Origin of the sequence: Pseudomonas batumici (assembly GCF_000820515.1) — a bacterium.
GTDB lineage: Bacteria > Pseudomonadota > Gammaproteobacteria > Pseudomonadales > Pseudomonadaceae > Aquipseudomonas > Aquipseudomonas batumici.
The window spans coordinates 92,895-110,618 of the sequence record NZ_JXDG01000008.1 but is presented as its reverse complement, the minus strand read 5'-3'; the positions used below and the strand labels follow the sequence as shown (position 1 = coordinate 110,618).

The window sequence follows — 17,724 nt, the reverse complement described above, 5'->3', positions numbered from 1 at the left end:
TGGCGTCCGCACAAACGACGCATGGCTCAAGGGCCTCATCGCTGGCAAGCCAGCTCCTACAGGGACCGCGTTGCCGGGGAGATCGGTTTCCTTGATACAAGACGGGGAATTCGACGTGTCACCACAGGGATACGCAACGCAATAAGCAGCGCACCGATAGAGGCATATACCGTCCACTCCTTCAGATCGGCCCGCACGATCCACAACATATGCAGCAGCCCCAACCCCAGGATCACATAAACCAGGCGGTGTAACTTCTTCCAGCGCGTACCCAGGCGACGCTGACTGTAACGGTTCGACGTCACGGAAAGCGCCAACAAACAGAGGAACCCCAGCGCACCGACAATGATGTAGGGCCGCTTGCGCAACTCGACCGCCAATTGCGACCAGTCCAACCCGAGCACAAACACCAAATAAGCCGCCAAGTGCAGAAGCACATAGGCAAAACACCACAAGCCCAATTGACGCCGCACCGCGATCCAGCCCGGCCAGCCAGTGAGCTTCTGCAGCGGCGTCATGCTCAAGGTCACCAACAACAGGACCAGCGTCCCCAAACCCAGCCGATCAACCAGGACCTTTCCCGGATCAGGTCCCAGGGCAAAGCTCCAGGCCTGATACAACCAGAGCAACGGCCAGATCGCCGCGGCAATAAAGACACCCACGCGCCAGAACGAATATCGCATCAGTAGTTCTTCCGCAGATCGAGACCGGTATATAAAGAGGCGACCTCATCCGAGTAGCCGTTGAACATCTGCGTCTCGCGCACATTGGGACTGAACAGACCACTGGGCAAGCGCCGCTCCCGTGCCTGGGTCCAGCGCGGATGGTCGACGGTAGGATTCACATTGGCATAGAAGCCATACTCATCCGCGGCAATGCTTTGCCAGGTGGTCTTGGGCTGCTCCTCCACCAGGCTGATACGCACAATCGACTTCACGCTCTTGAACCCGTACTTCCAGGGCACTACCAGACGCAACGGCGCACCGTTCTGATTGGGCAGCTCTCGCCCATACATGCCCACCGCCAGAATCGCCAAGGGATTCATTGCCTCGTCCAGACGCAGCCCTTCCACATAAGGCCAGTCGATCAGGGCGAAACCGGAACGCTGGCCCGGCATGCTCTTGGGATCCTGCAGGGTTTCGAAACGAATGTACTTGGCCTTCGACGTCGGCTCGACCTGCTTGAGCAACGCCGAGACGGGAAAGCCGATCCAGGGGATCACCATGGACCAGGCCTCGACACAGCGCAGGCGATAGATCCGCTCCTCCAACTGATAAGGTTTCATGAAGTCCTCCAGGGCATACCGCCCCGGCTTACCGACCTCACCGTCCACCACCACCGACCAGGGTTCGGTCTTCAGCGAACCGGCGTTCTGCGCCGGATCCCCCTTGTCGGTGCCGAACTCATAGAAGTTGTTGTAGTGGGTCGCATCCTTGTACGGCGTAATCGCCTCCCCCTTGACCGTCACCGCACCCCATTGGGTCCCGGGCAGTTTCCCGGCAAACCACGAGGGCGCATTCCCCGCCTCCACATCGGCATACCGCGCCGCCTCGGCGGCACTGGCCCAACGCGGCAAGCTGCCGAGAGCCAAACCGGCGACGGAGGCACCGAGCAAAGTGCGACGGGAGAGATAGAGGGATTCAGGCGTGACGTCCGATTCTTTGCAATCGGATCGCTTGGGAAACTTGATGAACATGGCAACTCCGTAGCATTGGAGGACAGATGCACCAATAGACTACGGAGTCTGCGGGAAATTACATCACTCGCCGGCTTTGTGCCGACGCAGACGCAACAGGTACTGGATGGGGCCAGAGGCCGCATAGGCGAGGAAAATCAGCAGCAGGATGCGCGGCGGATCGCTGAACACCACGGCGAACACCAGCACCACGGCGAGAATCGCCACAAACGGCACGCGCCCCTTGAGATCCAGCTCCTTGAAGCTGTTGTACTTGATGTTGCTGACCATCAGCATCCCGGCCGCCGCTACCAGCAGGGCCACCAGGAACGACATCTTCGACCCCTGGATTCCGTAGTCGCTGAACGCCCAGACAGTACCCGCCACCACGCCGGCCGCCGCCGGGCTGGCCAGGCCGATGAAGTAGCGTTTGTCGGCGGTGCCGACCTGGGTATTGAAGCGCGCCAGACGCAATGCCGCGCCAGCCACATAGATGAAAGCCACCATCCAGCCGACCTTGCCCATGTCGCCCAGCGCCCAGCCGAATGCCAGCAGTGCCGGGGCAACACCGAAGGCCACCATGTCGGACAGCGAGTCATACTCGGCACCGAAGGCACTCTGGGTATTGGTCATGCGCGCCACGCGACCGTCGAGGCCGTCGAGCACCATGGCGACGAAGATCGCGATGGCGGAAAACGCGAAATACTTGCTCGCCCCCGCAGGGTCCCCGGCACTGGCAGCGTTCTGCGCGCTCATCGCACTGATGATGGCGTAGAAACCGGCGAACAGGTTGGCGGTGGTGAACAGGTTCGGCAACAGATAGATACCGCGATGGCGGACTTTCTGGCCATTGGCGTCATGCCCTTCCTCGACATGTTCGTCGATGGGCAGCAGGCTTTCGGCGTCGGAGACCTGACCAGGCTCTTCGGGACGTTCAGTCATGACATTACCTTGCAGCTAAATGAATGATTTCAACAGCACTCGGCGACCGCTGTGGGAGCGCAAAACGATCCCGCTTTATACCAGAAGCGTCCCTGCCTGCGGAAAAACCCAGGAGCCAGGTCAATCAATCCAGGACCACATGCGGCAGGAATCGACTGCTGTCCTTGGTGATCAGGCTATCGTCTTCACGAATGCCGATCCCCGACGCCACATCCCCCACCACCCAGGAGCCGATCACGGTGTAACTGTCGCCGAACTTCGGCAGCGGGGAAAACGCCTGCAGGATATAGGGCGCATCGGTGTAAGGCCCGTCCTCGGCCACCACCCGATCGTCGCCGGTACGGATCTCGATGTTCGCCCCCTCACGGGAAAAGAACGGTTTGCGCACCCAGCCCTTGGGCACGGGGTGCTGCGGGTTCTGGTCGACATAGGCGGGTAGCAGGTTGGGGTGCCCTTCATGGAATTTCCACAGCAACGGCAATATGCCCTTGTTGCTGACAATGGATTTCCAGGCCGGTTCAATAAACTGGGTGTCGCAGCCCGGCACCGCCCGGCCGAACGCCTCGTGGAAGATATGCTCCCAGGCATGCAGCTTGAACAGCCGCTCGATCCATTGCCCGTCCAGGTCGACAAAGCGACCCTGCGCCGTGAGGCCGATGTCTTCGATATCGATATGGCGCGCCTCGATACCCGCATGCGCCGCCATCTTGCGCAGGAAGTCCGTCGTCCCCCGGTCCTCTTCCGAACCCGACATGGCCGAGAAGTAGAACGCCCCACCCGGTGGAAACGCCGCGAAGGCCCTGACCAGATCTTCGGCCAGGGTGTTGAACTGGTTGGCATGCGCCGGCAGCACACCCCGGGCAATCTGCTCCTCAAGCCAGAGCAACTGCACGGCACCGGCTTCGAGCAGGCTGGTGGGGGTGTCGTAGTTGGCCTCCAGGCACTTGGCCGGGCCACTGCCGTCATACGCCAGGTCGAAGCGGCCATACAAATGCGGATGCCCTTGCTTCCAGGAATCACGGACCAGATCGAAAAACGCCGGCGGTATGGCCAGCCCTGTCAATAGCTCTTCGCTGTCCACCACGCGCCCGACCACATCCAGGCACAGGTCGTGAAGCGCCTTGGTCGGTGCTTCAAGGTCCCGGGTGATCTGCTCCTCGGTGAACAGGTAATAACCGCGTTCATCCCAATAGCGCTCGCCACCGATGGTGTGGAAACCGAAACCTTCACGTTCGACGCTTTCGCGCCAGTGCGGGCGTTCTTCGATACCGATCTTTTTCACCCTGGCTGCTCTCCTCAACCGCCGGAACTGAAGAAGCTGCTGCTGCTCTTGCCGCCCCAGCCGCTGCGCGCGGTGGCCTGGCTGCCGAATCCGCCACGCGAGACCGTCGAGGAAACCGAGCCGGAACCGCTGCCCAGGCTCTTGCCGAGGGTAGTCGGGGTGTAGGTGTTGGTGGAACTGCTGCGGGCCTGGGTCGAACGACTGAACGACTTGCCCTGCTCGATCTGCCGGGACAGCGTCGAACTGGTATAGGAACCGCGGTCATCGCGGCTGTCATAGATCGGCTGTGAATAGTAGCGCCCGCCCCCACCGCTGTTGCTGAGCAGATTGCCGAGCAACAGCCCGGTCAGCAGCCCGCCATTGCCTCCACCACCGGAGTTGCCGCCCGACTGTGTGGCCGCTTGTTGCTGGGCCTGTTCGAGGTCCTTGCGTGGAACCTCACCGGACATCGCCAGTTCGAAGCCGCCCATCTTCGGCATGTACTTGCCGTCCGGGGTGACCTGGCAATAACCGGGGACGAAATCGCTGTCACAGGAAGCCTGGTCGTCATAGGTCGGCGCGATACGCCGGTGATCGGCCAGCGCCTGCATGAAGGCGTCGGAGCAGACCTCCACCGGCACTTTCGCCCCCACACATTCCTCGACCGACTTGAAGTTGCTCTTCGAAGTCACCTCAACACTGTCCTGGGATGCACCGCAGGCGGAAAGCGCCAACGGCAGGGTGCCAGCCAGCACCAGTGTTACGCAGCTACGGGTTCTCATCGAATGATCCTTATCCTTGCCCTGGGCTCAGGCCGATGGTGTCATGCAGGCCGAATTCAGCAAGCCGACGCTGATGGCCACCGCCGCCGAATAGATCGCCGCCGCCATCTCGCCACGCACGATACGCGCGGACAACCCCTTGAGCACCAGGCTGGTCACGGCAAACGCCAGCAACTGCACCACGGCCGCGATCAGCACCCAGACGACGACGTCCACGACACTGATACTGTTGGCGATGATATTGCTGGCCGGCAGGGCAAACCCCACCAACGAACCACCCAGCGCGACCGCGGCGGCGCTATTGCCCTCGCGGATCAGGGTGAATTCCTTGTGGGGTGTCAGGCAGGTGTAGATGAACTGAAAGAGCACGAACAGAACAGCTGCCACCGCCATATAGATGATGAAGCCGAATACCGCGGTGGCGTTGAGCGAGATGCGCAGCGCATCGAGCATGATGATTTCCTTGTCAGAGAACTTCGATATCGGTGATTTGCAGCGTCACGCCAACAGCGGTGGACAGGGTGATCACCCCCTCCTCGTCTTCCTCGACCGAAAACAGCAGGAACTCCCGGCGATTGAGCAGGCCGATCTCCCGCGCATAAAGCATGCTCAGGTGCTTGATCGAGTAGGCAGCGTCCGGACTCCTGACGAACTCCTGCAGGGGCGTGAGTTCGGTCTGCCCGTCTTCGCTCCCCCATTGCCGCCCATACTCCTCGCCCTCGAGCTCGTAGACCGGCATGCCGATCTTCGCGTTGGGACCGGTCAGGCTCAGCAATTGTTCCTTGCTGTTGATCGTGGTGACGTCGTGATAGCCGAACAGGATGATGTCCTGAATGTCCTCGGCTGCAGGCCCGTTCATGACCATTTGCAGGAAGTAATCTTCGTTGTCGAGGTAAAACCGTTGCAGGCGCATCGACTGCCCGAGATCGATGTCACCCACCGCCCAGACCTTCTCGTCATCAGGCACCACCACATGGGACTGCCCCTCGAGCAACAGTTTCAAGGAACGGTCCAGGCAGAGCATCCGCCCCGAGGCCAGCCCCAAGGGATTGCCCCGTGCTACCGGGTTCGCGTCCGCGGCAGGCTTCGGCGCCTCGAACCCCATGACGCGCTTGATCCAACTCATCGTGCCTCTCCTTCCTGTCGCGACAACCGGCTATCCCGCCGGTTTTCCAGACGGCAAAAAGGGCAAGGCGCTCACGCACTTGCCCTGTGACCGTTGCTTACTGGCCCGAGCCAGGATTCTGCCGGGCCTTCAACCGCGCCAACACATCACTGCCACTGCCCGACTTGGCCCCGATGCCGGCCTCCTGCAGACGGCGTTCCAGATCGCCGCCATTGGCCCCGTCGGCCACTTCCTGCGCGGCATCCAGCTTGGCATCCCGCTCGTCCTGGCGCTGCTTGATCCGCGCCAGCGAACCGACCGCCGTTTCCAGCTTGCCGTTCGCCCCGCCGGTGGCTGCCGCAGTGGCAACGCGTGCCTGCTGCACCGTCTCGCGGGCCTTGGCCATCTCGACCTGCTGCTTCAACCCCTTGATCTGGCTTTCCGCCTTGCTCAACTGGGCTTGCAGCATCTGCACCTGGGCACCGAACTGATCGGCCAGGATTTTCTCCTGGTCGCGCTGGGCCTCGATCTCGGCCACCTTGTTGGCGCACTCGCCAGCCAGGCCTTCCTGGCCCTTGTCCAGCGCGGCCATGGCCTTGCCTTCCCAGTTGGTGATGTCGTTGTTCAGGCCGTCGAGGCGCTGTTGCGACAGTTTGTGCCGGGCCTTGATGTCCACCAGGCCGTTCTTGGCCTTGGCCACGGCATTCTCGGCGTCGCGCTGTTCCTGCTCGAGGATGCGAATGGCGTTGGCGTCGACGATGCTCTCGCCCACCTCGGAAACACCGCCGCGAATGGCGGTCATGACTTTCTTCCAGATACTCATCGAAAACTCCTTGGGGACTTCATTAAACGTGGATGTGGTCTTCAAAGGCTTCCACCGCACGGATCACGTTCTCCGCCAGGGTGTAGATCTCCTGGACGATCACGGTGATCGTGGAAGCCGCGCTCAGCGCGCCGAACATGCAGTAGACCTCGGTGCCGTCGCCGACCCGCTCGATGCCCACGGAGGACAGCGGGAACAGGTCGCGACTGCGCAGCACCAGGCTGTTGAAGACGGTCGGATCCTTGACCCGGCTGACCTCCACCAGGGTCGCGTCCACCAGGATCTGGTCGCCGGACACCGCGAGGTAGAGCGGCAGGTCGCCGAACTCGGTCATGGTCAGTTTGAGGCTCTGCTCTGCATTCTCGGCGAGGGTCAGGGCAATTTCGCCATGGGTCACGACCTCCAGCTCCGCCAGCGCCTTGTGCAGCGAGTTGATCGTCCAGTTGATGTTCTCAGTCATGAATGCCTCCAGTTTGATCCGTTCACCCAGGAAGGGTTGGCGTAACGCCTTTTCGATACCCCGCAGGGCCGCCGCATTCTCGGGGAGAATCCAGAACTCCCGTTTCACCAGGCCCGCTTCGCGCAAGCGCGTACGCATGTCGCGAACATAGTCAGCCGTCGTCTTGGCCTTGGAAGGCAATGACGATGTGTCAGTCGGCTTGTCGCCCGGCAAGGCCTGGTCATCCGGTGCTTTTCTACGGGGCATCGATCTTCCGAAAAATCTTACATGTAAGCAAATTACGGCCTTTGCCTGAATTGTTCAACGTCCGACACAAAGGCTTTATGTTACAAAACAAAACGCCCCGACAAGTCGGGGCGTTTGTGTGTGCAAGCTCTTCCCGCGCTCAACCCCTGGGGTTGAGCACGGGTTGAACGTCAACTCAGTTCTTGGCTTTGTCGACGATCTTGTTCGCACCGATCCACGGCATCATCGAGCGCAGTTGCTCGCCGATGATCTCGATGCCGTGAGCGGCGTTGTTACGACGCTTGGCGGTCATCGATGGGTAGCCGGTAGCGCCTTCGCTGATGAACATCTTCGCGTATTCGCCGTCCTGGATGCGCTTCAGAGCGTTGCGCATGGCCTGGCGGGATTCGGCGTTGATGACTTCAGGGCCGGTCACGTACTCGCCGTATTCGGCGTTGTTGGAGATCGAGTAGTTCATGTTGGCGATACCGCCTTCGTACATGAGGTCAACGATCAGCTTCAGTTCGTGCAGGCATTCGAAGTAGGCCATTTCCGGCGCGTAGCCGGCTTCAACCAGGGTTTCGAAACCGGCCTTGACCAGCTCGACGGTACCGCCGCACAGAACGGCCTGTTCGCCGAACAGGTCGGTTTCGGTCTCGTCCTTGAAGGTGGTTTCGATGATACCGGTACGACCACCGCCAACGCCTGCAGCGTAGGACAGTGCAACGTTCTTGGCGTTGCCCGAGGCGTCCTGGTAGATCGCGATCAGGTCAGGGATACCGCCGCCCTTGACGAACTCGGAACGCACGGTGTGGCCTGGAGCCTTCGGCGCGATCATGATCACGTCGAGGTCGGCGCGCGGCACAACCTGGTTGTAGTGGATCGCGAAGCCGTGGGAGAAGGCCAGGGTGGCGCCTTTCTTGATGTTCGGCTCGATTTCGTTCTTGTACAGCTGGGACTGGAACTCGTCCGGGGTCAGGATCATGACCAGGTCGGCAGCAGCAACGGCGCTGGCCACGTCGGTCACTTTCAGGCCATGGGCTTCAGCCTTGGCGACAGTGGACGAACCTTTACGCAGGCCGACAGTCACGTCAACGCCGGAGTCCTTCAGGTTGCAAGCTTGCGCGTGGCCCTGGGAGCCGTAGCCGATGATGGCGACTTTCTTGCCCTGGATGATCGACAGGTCACAGTCTTTATCGTAGAAAACTTTCATGAAATTCCCCTTTATATCCAGGCCGTTCAGGCCATTCGCTAAATTAAGATTAGATGCTCAGTACTTTGTCGCCACGGGCAATCCCGGTGACGCCGCTGCGTACGGTTTCCAGAATCGAGGCCGTCCCGATCGACTGGATGAAGCTGTCCAGTTTGTCGCTCGTACCGGTCAATTGCACGGTATAAACGCTGGCGCTGACATCGACGATCTGCCCGCGATAGATATCGGTGGTGCGTTTGATCTCGGCACGCTGGGCGCCGGTGGCCTTGACCTTGACCAGCATCAGCTCGCGCTCGATGTGAGCGCTTTCCGACAGGTCCACCAGCTTGACCACTTCGACCAGCTTGTTCAGGTTCTTGGTGATCTGCTCGATGATCTCGTCATGCCCCACGGTGGTCAGCGTCAGACGCGACAGGGTCGGGTCCTCGGTCGGGGCCACGGTCAGGCTTTCGATGTTGTAGTTGCGCTGCGAAAACAGGCCAACCACACGGGACAGAGCGCCAGGTTCGTTTTCCAGAAGCAGGGAAATGATGTGCCGCATGTTAGGTACGCTCCGTCTTGCTCAGCCACATATCGCGCATGGAGCCGTCTTTGATCTGCATCGGGTAGACGTGCTCGCTGGTGTCGACCTGGATATCGAGGAACACCAGGCGATCCTTCATGGCGAACGCTTCTTCCATCTTCGGCTTCAGGTCTTTCAGATCCGTGATACGGATGCCGACGTGACCATAGGCCTCGACCAGCTTGACGAAGTCAGGCAGCGATTCCATGTACGAGTGCGAGTGACGACTGCCGTAGCTCATGTCCTGCCACTGGCGAACCATGCCGAGCACGCCGTTGTTCAGGCTGACGATCTTCACCGGCAGGCCGTACTGCAGGCACGTCGACAACTCCTGGATGTTCATCTGGATGCTGCCCTCGCCGGTGACGCAAGCGACGTCGGCATCCGGGAAGCTCAGTTTCACACCCATGGCCGCGGGGAAACCGAAGCCCATGGTGCCCAGGCCGCCGGAGTTGATCCAACGGTTGGGCTTGTTGAACTTGTAGTACTGCGCCGCGAACATCTGGTGCTGGCCCACGTCGGAGGTGATGTAGGCATCGCCCTTGGTCACTTCGCACAGGGTCTCGATCACGGTCTGCGGCTTGATGATGCTGCCGTCGCCCTTGTCATAAGGGAACAGGCCGCGATCACCGCGCCATTCGTCGATCTGCTTCCACCAGCTGGCCACCGACTCCTTGTTCGGCGTCTCGCCGATTTCCTTCAGGGCCGCGACCATCTCGGTCAGCACGCTCTCCACCGGCCCAACGATCGGCACGTCTGCCTTGATGGTCTTGGAGATCGACGCCGGGTCGATGTCGATGTGGATGATCTTGGCGTTCGGGCAGAACTTCGAGGCGCCGTTGATTACCCGGTCATCGAAGCGCGCGCCCACGGCCAGGATCACATCGGCATGGTGCATGGTCAGGTTGGCGGTGTAGCTGCCGTGCATGCCGAGCATGCCGACGAACTGCCGGTCGGTGCCCGGGAAGGCACCGAGGCCCATCAGGGTGTTGGTCACCGGCAGGTTGAGCATTTTCGCCAGTTCCGTCAGCGGCGCGGAACCGCCGCCGAGGATCACCCCGCCGCCCGAGTAGAGCACCGGACGCTTGGCCGCCAGGAGCATTTCGGCCGCCTTGCGAATCTGCCCGGAGTGCCCCCGTACCGCCGGGCTGTAGGAACGCAGCTTGGCTTTTTTCGGGAAGATGTATTCGAACTTCTCGGCCGGGTTGGTCATGTCTTTCGGGATATCGACAACGACAGGACCAGGACGACCGGATTGCGCCAGGTAGAACGCCTTCTTCATGACTTCCGGGATTTCCGAGGCGTGCTTGATCATGAAGCTGTGCTTCACGATCGGCCGGGAGATACCGATCATGTCGGTCTCCTGGAACGCATCGGTACCGACCAGGGTGCTCGGCACCTGACCGGAGATGATCACCATCGGAATGGAGTCCATGTAGGCCGTGGCGATACCGGTGATTGCGTTGGTGGCGCCTGGGCCCGAGGTCACCAGGACCACGCCGGCTTTACCGGTAGCACGGGCGTAGCCGTCGGCCATATGGGTCGCGGCCTGCTCGTGGCGAACCAGGATGTGGGTCACTTCCGGTTCTTTGAACAGGGCATCGTAGACATGAAGAAGAGCACCACCCGGGTACCCGTAGATATATTTGACGCCTTCGTCACGCAAGAAGCGGACGAGCATCTCACCGCCAGATAAAAGCTCCACGTTGTTCACCTCTAAAACGCCAGAATACCGTCCACAGACACTGGAGACGGGTCTTAATAGGTTTACTTCTCGACAGAGCATGAGCGACGGTGGTCGCCGACTACGTCAGCACTGACTGAGCAAGTATTGGGAGTGCCCCAAGTGTTGCGGGGGTTTCCCACCCAGCGCGAGGTAACGCGTTGCGGGTGTAACAGGTCGGCGCGGATGTGCGCCTCATGATCTGCCGAGTGGGCCTGCTTCTGGCAGCCCCTCTACAGCGGACTTTGGATTGTTCTGATTCGCCCCGCCTAAGTCAAGTCATCTTGTGAGCTTTCTTCGAACTAAGCGCATGACAACGCAGAAGAAAACCTTTCCCAGGGGAATGTGCTACGTTGCTTATCGCATTGTCTGACAAGGAAACCTGATGCGTAGAAGCATTCTGATGACGGGCCTGTTATTCGCCTTGATCCCCCTATGCCAGGCCAGCCCGATCTACAAATGGGTCGACGCCCAGGGCGTGACGCATTTCGACGCGCAACCGCCGGCCGGGCAAGCGGCCACGGTGGTGACGCCGGCGATCGGCAATGCGCCCGCGCCGCCACCGCGTCCGGCCGTGCCAGCGAGCACGCCGGTGGGTGACCAGCAGGCCGTGGATGCCAAGGTCAAGAAACAGATTGCCGATCAGGAAGTCGCCCGCAAGGCGTATTGCGAGAAGGTGCGGACCAACCTGGCCCAACTGGAAAACAATGCGCGGGTGCGCGAAGAGGTCAATGGCGAACAGCGTCGCCTGAGCGAAGAGGAGCGCCAGGCGCGACTGAAGGAGACGCGCAAGAACATCGAGGAAAACTGCTCGTAAGCACACTGTGGGAGCCGGCTTGCCGGTTCCCACATCTATCAGCGCGTCTCTGCAATCAACCGGTCAAACTGCGCCAGCAACCGCTGCAGTCCCCGCCCCTGCCCGGGCCGCTGGGCATAGACCATTTCCGCCATGGCCAGAATCCCGGAGGCATTGGGCAGCGGCAGATCCCGCTCGAGGATCACCTTCATCCTCGGCAGGAAAATCCATTGCAGCCACTGTTCGAATTCCAGAGTGTCGACGCTGAACGGCTCGACACTGGCCAGGGCCTCGGCGCTGGGCGACACCTCATCCCAGCTACCCTGGACGCGCAACTCCCGCTCGATCAGCAGCAGTTGCTCGGCAATCAACGGAAAACGCGCATCCATCAGTAACCGCCCTGGGCCTTCTGCCGGGCCTGCGCAGCCCCCGCGGCGTCACCCTGCTTGTCCCGCGCCTGGGCGATGATGCCCCAGAGGTTGGCCTGCAGATCCGGGCGTCCGCTGGCGAAGCTCAGGCCACGCCGAGCCAGTTGCTCGGCCTGCGGCGCATCGCCCTGGGCCATGCGCACCTGGGCCAGTCGATAGAGCACTTGCGGCTCACGCGGTGCCACGCGCTGGGCACGCTCGAGGCTGGACGAGGCACCATTGAGGTCGCCGCTGGATTGCTGCTGCTGGGCCGTGGTCAACAGCGCCAGCACCGGTCCGTCCAGTTGCTCGTCAGCGGACAGGCCGCCGCTGTTGTTGTTGGACGGAATACCGCTCGGTGCCACCGGGCTCGGCGCATTGTAGGTGCCCTGATTGGCGCCCGGGTTGTAGGCACCCTGATTGTAAGTGCTCTGATTGTAAGCGCCCTGGTTATAGGCACCCGAGTCGATCGGCGCAGTCTGGATCGGCGCGTTGTTCGCCGGGCCCGGGGTAATCGGCCCCGGTGTGAACGGTTCGGTGCTGATCGGTGCCGACGTGGCCGCGCCACCGCCCGGAACCATCACCACTACGCCGGAGTCCTGGGGAACCGCCTGGGTCTGGTTCGGCACCGCGCCCTTGACGATGGTCTTGCGGAAACCGCCCGAGGACGAGATCCGCTCGTTGTTGGAGACCGCCGTCCCCGAGTCGACCACCGGGATCGAACCCCGCGGCACGCTGGAACAACCGCCCAGCACGGTCAGCGCTGCAAAAGCTGGAATCCACCACTTGTTCACGTCAAATCCTCTTCGCTCAATTCAACCAGCCCTTGACCCAATCCATCACTTCCGTGGCCGGCGTAGGCGCAGCGCCACCGCATGCCGCGCCGGGCACCGGTTCACTGCCGCGAATATACGGCATCTGCACCGCCCCCGGGCAATTGCCATCGGAGCCTTGCCCGGTGCGCGGATCGACCCAGGCCTGGACCACGTTATCCGGTTGCGGCATGTCCAATGGCAGCGGATCGGCCTTGCGCATGAAGCTGGTCCAGACCTGCAAGGCACCGGTGGCGCCGGTGAACGGCGTCTTGCCGTTGTCGTCGCGACCGAGCCAGACCACCGCCAGCAGGTCCTGGCCGAAACCGGCGAACCAGCTGTCACGCGAGTCGTTGCTGGTACCGGTCTTGCCGGCCAGGGTCAGGGTCTTGGGCAGTACATTGTAAACCCCGCTCCCCGTACCCTCACGCATCACCCGCTGCATCGCGGCCTGGATCAGGTAGATCGACCCCGGATCGAAGCGCTGCTGGACCTGGAACGGATAACGCTTGAGCGGCTGGCCCTCGGCCGTCAGGACGCTGCGAATACCGCGCATCGGCGTATTGAATCCGCCATTGGCCAAGGTCTGGTACATGGTCGCGATTTCCATCGGCGTCATGCTCGCGGCCCCCAGCAACATCGAAGGGAAGGCCGGGAACTCGCGGGTGATCCCCAGGCGCCCGAGGGTCTTGAGGACATTCGGCACGCCGACTTCCAGGCCCAGTCGGGCGGTCGACAGGTTGTAGGAGTGCGCCAGGCCCTGATAGAGGAAAATCGTGCCGTGGGAACGCCGGTCGTAGTTCTGCGGTTTCCAGATCTGACCGTCGGCGCCTTTCACCGAGAAGGATTCGTCCGACAGCCAACTGGTCAGGGTGTATTGGCTGGGCTTCTCCAGCGCCGTCAGATAGACCGCCGGCTTGATCAGCGAGCCCACCGGGCGCACCGCATCCAGCGCCCGGTTGAAACCGGCAAAGCTGGCCTGGCGACTGCCGATCATGGCCTGGACCTCACCGGTTTCCGGATTGGTCACCACCATGGCCGCCTCGACATCGTCACCGCCCTTGCGACCGGCCAGACGCTTGAAGGTGTCGTTGACCGACGCCTCGGCCTTCATCTGCAGGATCGGGTCGAAGCTGGTGAAGATGCGCAAGCCCTCCTCGGTCAAGTCTTCGTCGCGATAGTCTTCACGCAGTTGCCGCTTGACCAGGTCGAGGAAACCGGGGAACGAGCTGTCCGCCAACCTGCCGCGGGTGGTCACCCCCAACGGCATTTTCTTCGCCGCCGCCACTTGCTCGGCGGTCGCCACGCCCTGCTGCTCCAGCAGGTCGAGGACCAGGTTACGTCGTTCCAGCGCCCGCTCCGGGGAGCGCCGCGGGTTGTAGTAGGACGGGCCCTTGACCATGCCCACCAGCAAGGCCACCTGATGCAACTTCAGCTCCGCCAGCGGCTGGCTGAAGAAGAACTGGCTGGCCAGGCCGAAGCCGTGCACCGCGCGCTGGCCGTCCTGGCCGATAAAGACCTCGTTGAGGTAAGCCTCGAGAATCTCTTTCTTGTCGTAATGCAGCTCCAGCAACAAGGCCATCATGGCCTCGGTGAGCTTGCGGCTCAGGCTGCGTTCGTTGGTCAGGAAGAAGTTCTTCACCAACTGCTGGGTCAGGGTACTGCCGCCCTGGCGCATCTGGCCGGCCGAGGTATTGACCCAGAGGGCCCGGGCAATCGACTTGGGCGAGACGCCGAAGTGATGATAGAAATCCCGGTCCTCGACCGCGACCAGGGTGTCGAGCAGGTACGGCGGCACCTGGTCGATCTTGATCAGGATCCGGTCTTCGAGGTTCTTCGGGTACAGGCCGCCGATCAGCAGCGGCTCGAGGCGCACCACCGACAGCTTCGCACCGTTGAGCGAGGACAGCTCGGCCACATAGTCGCCGGAGAAGCGCACGCGCACCGGCTGGGCCGACTCCATGCCTTCATAGAACTGGAAGCCGCGGGTGTTCAGGTCCACGGTATTGCCGTTGACCTGCGCCGCCCCCGGACCGTTGGCCACGGCTTCGCGACGATAGCCGAGGGCATCGAGTTCGGTGAGGAAGTCTTCCTTGCTCAGCTTCTGGCCGACGAACAACTCCAGCGGCCGGGCATAGACCTTGGCCGGAATGGTCCAGCGCTTGCCGGAGAACTTCTCCTGCACCACCGCATCGAGGTAGACGGCAAAACCGGCGAGCACGACGAGGCCGACCAGGCTGAGCTTGATCACCCAGCCAAGCCAGGGACGCAGGCGACCAGCGGAAGGTTTGGATTTGGGACGGGAACGGGGGGATCGGGTACGAGTCATGGCGGCGGATTATACGCACTTTATTGATGATCAACATGCACGTCCGGCGGTTTGCACCAACGCCTTCAGCAGCCATAATGACCGACTTGAATTTACCGCCTTCTGAAGGATCGCCAGTGAGCCAGTCCCTGATTACCGCCCTGCAAAACCCGGCCCTCTACCCCCATCCGGTGGACGGATTCCAGGTTATCGAAACCCATATTTCCTGGGTCCTGCTCACCGGTTCCTATGCCTACAAGATCAAGAAGCCGGTCAATTTCGGTTTCCTCGACTTCACCGAGCTGTCCGCGCGCGCGCACTTCTGCGCTGAAGAACTGCGCCTGAACCAGCGCCTGACCGACGATCTGTACCTGGAAGTCCTGCCGATCACCGGCAGCGCCGAGGCGCCCGTACTCGGCGGCACCGGCCCGGCCATCGAATACGTGCTGAAAATGCGCCAGTTCCCGCAGAGCCAGCTGCTGAGCACCCTGCAGGCCAACGGCGAACTGACCACCGCGCACATCGATGCCATGGCCCAACAGATTGCGGCTTTCCACCAGAGCGCCCCCGAAGTGCCGAAGGCGCACTACCAGGGCACCCCGGAAGCGGTCATGGACCCGGTCCGCCAGAACTTCGAACAGATCCGCCCGTTCCTCAGCGAAAAGGCCGACCTGCTGCAACTCGACGCCCTGCAAGCCTGGGCCGAGACCAGCTTCGAACGCCTCAAGCCGCTGCTGGCCCAGCGCAAGGCCGAGGGTTTCATCCGTGAATGCCACGGTGACATCCACCTGGGCAACGCCACCGTCATCGACGGCAAGGTAGTGATCTTCGACTGCATCGAGTTCAACGAACCCTTCCGCTTCACCGACGTCTATGCCGATACCGGCTTCCTCGCGATGGACCTGGAAGACCGCGGTCTCAAGAGCCTGGCCCGGCGCCTCATCAGCCAGTACCTGGAACTGACCGGCGACTACCAGGGCCTGGCCCTGCTGAACTTCTACAAGGCCTACCGCGCCCTGGTGCGCGCCAAGGTCGCGCTGTTCAGCATGTCGGCCGAGGACCCGGTACAACGCGCCAGCAGCATGCGCCAGTACCGCAACTACGCCAACCTGGCGGAAAGCTACAGCACCATTCCTTCGCGCTTCCTGGCGATCACCAGCGGCGTCTCCGCCGTCGGCAAGAGCCATGTCGCCCTGCGCCTGGTGGAAGCACTGGGTGCCGTGCGGCTGCGCTCGGATGTGGAGCGCAAGCGCCTGTTCGGCGACCAGCAGGTCGAGAACGGGGTCGGCGACGGCATCTATAGCCGCGACGCCAGCGTCAGCACCTATCAGCGCCTGCATGAAATCGCCGACAGCGTCCTGCGTGCCGGCTTCCCGGTGGTGATCGATGCCACCTACCTCAAGCGCGAACAACGCGATGCCGCCGCCAAGGTCGCCGAAGCCACGGGCGCGCCTTGCCTGATCCTCGACTGCAACGCCCCGCAGGCCGTGATCGAAAACTGGTTGGCACAGCGTCAGGCCGATGCCGTCGACCCGTCCGACGCCACACTGGAAGTGATCGCCGCCCAACAGGCCAGCCGCGAAGCCCTCGGCGCCGATGAAATCCTGCGCACCAAGCGCGTCGAAACCCATGAAAGCGGGAGCCTCGACGCCCTGATCGAGCAGATTCGCCAGCGCCTGCCAGGCCTGTAGGAAAGTATTTCAGCCGTGGGGCCGCAAGTGCTTCACGGCTGAAACATAGTGGCATTATACTGGCGCCATAAATCCAACAGGAGACGCCCCATGAGCCATCCCAAGCTGCTCGATTCGCCCTTGTATGCCCTGCTGCACAAGGATGACATTGCAGGCTTCAACAAGGCACGTCCCAAGGACGGCCCGATCGATATGCGTGGCGGTGACTTCCGCGGCCTGGACCTGCGTGAACTGAACGCCGACGGGATCGACTTCACCGATGCCTATTTCCGCTCCGCCGACCTGCGCGGCGTGGACTTCCAGAAATCCATCCTGATCGGTGCCAGCGTGGCCCATGCACAGATTTCCGGCGCCTACTTCCCGGTGGAACTGAGCCCCGCCGAGATCCTCATGTCGATGCAGTTCGGTACCCGACTGCGTTACAGCGTCTAGTCCTCGCGACTCTCCAGGGGACTGCACCGCCTGTCCCTATGCTCACTCACGCCCGGACAAAGTGCCTGTCGTGCGACCGTTCGCCTCTACGCGCCTCCCCCTGCCCCGCGGCTTAGAAGCATTTGCACCAACGCCGAGCAAAGAACCACGCTTTTCCTGCTGACCGCTACACTCTTTTCAGGCTTGCCTACTTTCGTCCACGCAGCATTCGGCCGTCGCAAGGAGGCTTGATGAACGATGAACTGCAACACCTGAAAAACCTTGGCAAGACTTCGGCGCAATGGCTGCACGCGGTGGGTATCCACAGCGCATCGGATTTGCGTCGACTGGGAGCGGTTGATGCCTACCGCGCGGTCAGGACCCGCGGATTTCGCGCATCGAAAGTACTGTTGTACGCCATCGAAGGGGCCTTGATGGACATTCACTGGAACGATATCCCTCAAGAACGCAAAGAAGCCTTGAATAAACAGTTGGAATCGATATCGTCGCGTCATAAAAACTGATTTC

Annotated in this window: 19 protein-coding genes; 4 read left to right on the top strand and 15 right to left on the bottom strand. The window is 61.7% G+C overall.

Annotated features, from left to right (window positions below; genetic code table 11):
- Positions 1-56: 56 nt before the first annotated feature.
- The 12 genes from msrQ to UCMB321_RS04435 all read right to left on the bottom strand — a co-directional run bounded on the left by msrQ (position 57) and on the right by UCMB321_RS04435 (position 10,753).
- On the bottom strand, positions 57-683 hold the full coding sequence (gene msrQ, locus UCMB321_RS04490) for a protein-methionine-sulfoxide reductase heme-binding subunit MsrQ (protein ID WP_040064187.1): 627 nt from the start codon (positions 681-683) through the stop codon (positions 57-59).
- Positions 683-1,696: a protein-methionine-sulfoxide reductase catalytic subunit MsrP gene (gene msrP, locus UCMB321_RS04485; RefSeq protein ID WP_040064185.1), complete on the bottom strand. Its 1,014-nt coding sequence runs from the start codon at positions 1,694-1,696 to the stop codon at positions 683-685. The genes msrQ and msrP overlap by 1 nt, the downstream gene beginning before the upstream one ends.
- 63 nt (positions 1,697-1,759) lie before the next feature.
- Positions 1,760-2,617, bottom strand: coding sequence for a CDP-diacylglycerol--serine O-phosphatidyltransferase (pssA, locus tag UCMB321_RS04480; RefSeq protein ID WP_040064183.1), 858 nt, complete (start codon positions 2,615-2,617; stop codon positions 1,760-1,762).
- Between the two features lie 124 nt (positions 2,618-2,741).
- A complete protein-coding gene (locus tag UCMB321_RS04475) occupies positions 2,742-3,899 on the bottom strand; it encodes a glutathionylspermidine synthase family protein (RefSeq protein WP_040064182.1) in 1,158 nt (385 codons plus the stop codon).
- Between the two features lie 14 nt (positions 3,900-3,913).
- Positions 3,914-4,660, bottom strand: coding sequence for a DUF1190 domain-containing protein (locus UCMB321_RS04470; protein ID WP_040064181.1), 747 nt, complete (start codon positions 4,658-4,660; stop codon positions 3,914-3,916).
- A gap of 27 nt (positions 4,661-4,687) precedes the next feature.
- Positions 4,688-5,113, bottom strand: a complete 426-nt coding sequence (locus UCMB321_RS04465) for a DUF350 domain-containing protein (RefSeq protein WP_040064179.1) — start codon at positions 5,111-5,113, stop codon at positions 4,688-4,690.
- A 13-nt stretch (positions 5,114-5,126) separates the two neighbouring features.
- Entirely contained in the window at positions 5,127-5,786 is a 660-nt protein-coding gene (locus tag UCMB321_RS04460; RefSeq protein WP_040064178.1) for a DUF2491 family protein, read from the bottom strand.
- Between the two features lie 97 nt (positions 5,787-5,883).
- Entirely contained in the window at positions 5,884-6,588 is a 705-nt protein-coding gene (locus UCMB321_RS04455) for a PspA/IM30 family protein (protein WP_040064176.1), read from the bottom strand.
- A 22-nt stretch (positions 6,589-6,610) separates the two neighbouring features.
- Positions 6,611-7,186, bottom strand: coding sequence for a YjfI family protein (locus UCMB321_RS04450; RefSeq protein WP_422393941.1), 576 nt, complete (start codon positions 7,184-7,186; stop codon positions 6,611-6,613).
- 283 nt (positions 7,187-7,469) lie between these two features.
- Positions 7,470-8,486: a ketol-acid reductoisomerase gene (ilvC, locus tag UCMB321_RS04445; RefSeq protein WP_040064174.1), complete on the bottom strand. Its 1,017-nt coding sequence runs from the start codon at positions 8,484-8,486 to the stop codon at positions 7,470-7,472.
- Between the two features lie 49 nt (positions 8,487-8,535).
- The gene (ilvN, locus tag UCMB321_RS04440; RefSeq protein ID WP_040064172.1) at positions 8,536-9,027 is read right to left on the bottom strand and encodes an acetolactate synthase small subunit; all 492 of its coding nucleotides are present in this window, start codon (positions 9,025-9,027) and stop codon (positions 8,536-8,538) included.
- A gap of 1 nt (position 9,028) precedes the next feature.
- Entirely contained in the window at positions 9,029-10,753 is a 1,725-nt protein-coding gene (locus tag UCMB321_RS04435) for an acetolactate synthase 3 large subunit (RefSeq protein WP_040064198.1), read from the bottom strand.
- 403 nt (positions 10,754-11,156) lie between these two features.
- Here UCMB321_RS04435 and UCMB321_RS04430 point away from each other — a divergent pair, with 403 nt between their 5' ends.
- The gene (locus UCMB321_RS04430) at positions 11,157-11,588 is read left to right on the top strand and encodes a DUF4124 domain-containing protein (RefSeq protein ID WP_040064171.1); all 432 of its coding nucleotides are present in this window, start codon (positions 11,157-11,159) and stop codon (positions 11,586-11,588) included.
- Positions 11,589-11,626: 38 nt separating this feature from the next.
- On the opposite strand, the gene UCMB321_RS04425 is transcribed toward UCMB321_RS04430, so the two are convergent.
- From UCMB321_RS04425 to mrcB, 3 genes are read right to left on the bottom strand one after another with little or no spacing between them, the layout of a single operon-like run.
- Positions 11,627-11,956, bottom strand: coding sequence for a YqcC family protein (locus UCMB321_RS04425; RefSeq protein ID WP_040064169.1), 330 nt, complete (start codon positions 11,954-11,956; stop codon positions 11,627-11,629).
- On the bottom strand, positions 11,956-12,768 hold the full coding sequence (locus UCMB321_RS04420; protein ID WP_040064167.1) for a tetratricopeptide repeat protein: 813 nt from the start codon (positions 12,766-12,768) through the stop codon (positions 11,956-11,958). Before UCMB321_RS04420 ends, UCMB321_RS04425 begins: the two co-directional genes overlap by 1 nt.
- Positions 12,769-12,784: 16 nt before the next feature.
- Complete coding sequence (gene mrcB, locus UCMB321_RS04415) at positions 12,785-15,115, bottom strand: penicillin-binding protein 1B (protein ID WP_040064165.1); 2,331 nt, start codon at positions 15,113-15,115, stop codon at positions 12,785-12,787.
- A gap of 116 nt (positions 15,116-15,231) precedes the next feature.
- On the opposite strand from mrcB, the gene UCMB321_RS04410 reads away from it, so the two are divergent.
- The 3 genes from UCMB321_RS04410 to UCMB321_RS04400 all read left to right on the top strand — a co-directional run bounded on the left by UCMB321_RS04410 (position 15,232) and on the right by UCMB321_RS04400 (position 17,720).
- Complete coding sequence (locus tag UCMB321_RS04410) at positions 15,232-16,785, top strand: bifunctional aminoglycoside phosphotransferase/ATP-binding protein (RefSeq protein ID WP_040064164.1); 1,554 nt, start codon at positions 15,232-15,234, stop codon at positions 16,783-16,785.
- Positions 16,786-16,875: 90 nt separating this feature from the next.
- Positions 16,876-17,217, top strand: a complete 342-nt coding sequence (locus UCMB321_RS04405) for a pentapeptide repeat-containing protein (protein ID WP_040064163.1) — start codon at positions 16,876-16,878, stop codon at positions 17,215-17,217.
- A 230-nt stretch (positions 17,218-17,447) separates the two neighbouring features.
- Entirely contained in the window at positions 17,448-17,720 is a 273-nt protein-coding gene (locus tag UCMB321_RS04400; RefSeq protein ID WP_040064161.1) for a TfoX/Sxy family protein, read from the top strand.
- Positions 17,721-17,724: the final 4 nt, after the last annotated feature.

Bases quoted from the DNA above. Each gene is read 5' to 3' on its own strand.
- UCMB321_RS04430 (WP_040064171.1), top strand. From the start codon at position 11,157: ATGCGTAGAAGCATTCTGATGACGGGCCTGTTATTCGCCTTGATCCCC.
- ilvC (WP_040064174.1), bottom strand. From the start codon at position 8,486: ATGAAAGTTTTCTACGATAAAGACTGTGACCTGTCGATCATCCAGGGC.
- UCMB321_RS04405 (WP_040064163.1), top strand. From the start codon at position 16,876: ATGAGCCATCCCAAGCTGCTCGATTCGCCCTTGTATGCCCTGCTGCAC.
- UCMB321_RS04400 (WP_040064161.1), top strand. From the start codon at position 17,448: ATGAACGATGAACTGCAACACCTGAAAAACCTTGGCAAGACTTCGGCG.
- UCMB321_RS04465 (WP_040064179.1), bottom strand. From the start codon at position 5,113: ATGCTCGATGCGCTGCGCATCTCGCTCAACGCCACCGCGGTATTCGGC.
- pssA (WP_040064183.1), bottom strand. From the start codon at position 2,617: ATGACTGAACGTCCCGAAGAGCCTGGTCAGGTCTCCGACGCCGAAAGC.
- UCMB321_RS04470 (WP_040064181.1), bottom strand. From the start codon at position 4,660: ATGAGAACCCGTAGCTGCGTAACACTGGTGCTGGCTGGCACCCTGCCG.
- UCMB321_RS04425 (WP_040064169.1), bottom strand. From the start codon at position 11,956: ATGGATGCGCGTTTTCCGTTGATTGCCGAGCAACTGCTGCTGATCGAG.
- UCMB321_RS04450 (WP_422393941.1), bottom strand. From the start codon at position 7,186: ATGCGTACGCGCTTGCGCGAAGCGGGCCTGGTGAAACGGGAGTTCTGG.
- msrQ (WP_040064187.1), bottom strand. From the start codon at position 683: ATGCGATATTCGTTCTGGCGCGTGGGTGTCTTTATTGCCGCGGCGATC.
- msrP (WP_040064185.1), bottom strand. From the start codon at position 1,696: ATGTTCATCAAGTTTCCCAAGCGATCCGATTGCAAAGAATCGGACGTC.
- UCMB321_RS04455 (WP_040064176.1), bottom strand. From the start codon at position 6,588: ATGAGTATCTGGAAGAAAGTCATGACCGCCATTCGCGGCGGTGTTTCC.
- UCMB321_RS04460 (WP_040064178.1), bottom strand. From the start codon at position 5,786: ATGAGTTGGATCAAGCGCGTCATGGGGTTCGAGGCGCCGAAGCCTGCC.
- ilvN (WP_040064172.1), bottom strand. From the start codon at position 9,027: ATGCGGCACATCATTTCCCTGCTTCTGGAAAACGAACCTGGCGCTCTG.
- mrcB (WP_040064165.1), bottom strand. From the start codon at position 15,115: ATGACTCGTACCCGATCCCCCCGTTCCCGTCCCAAATCCAAACCTTCC.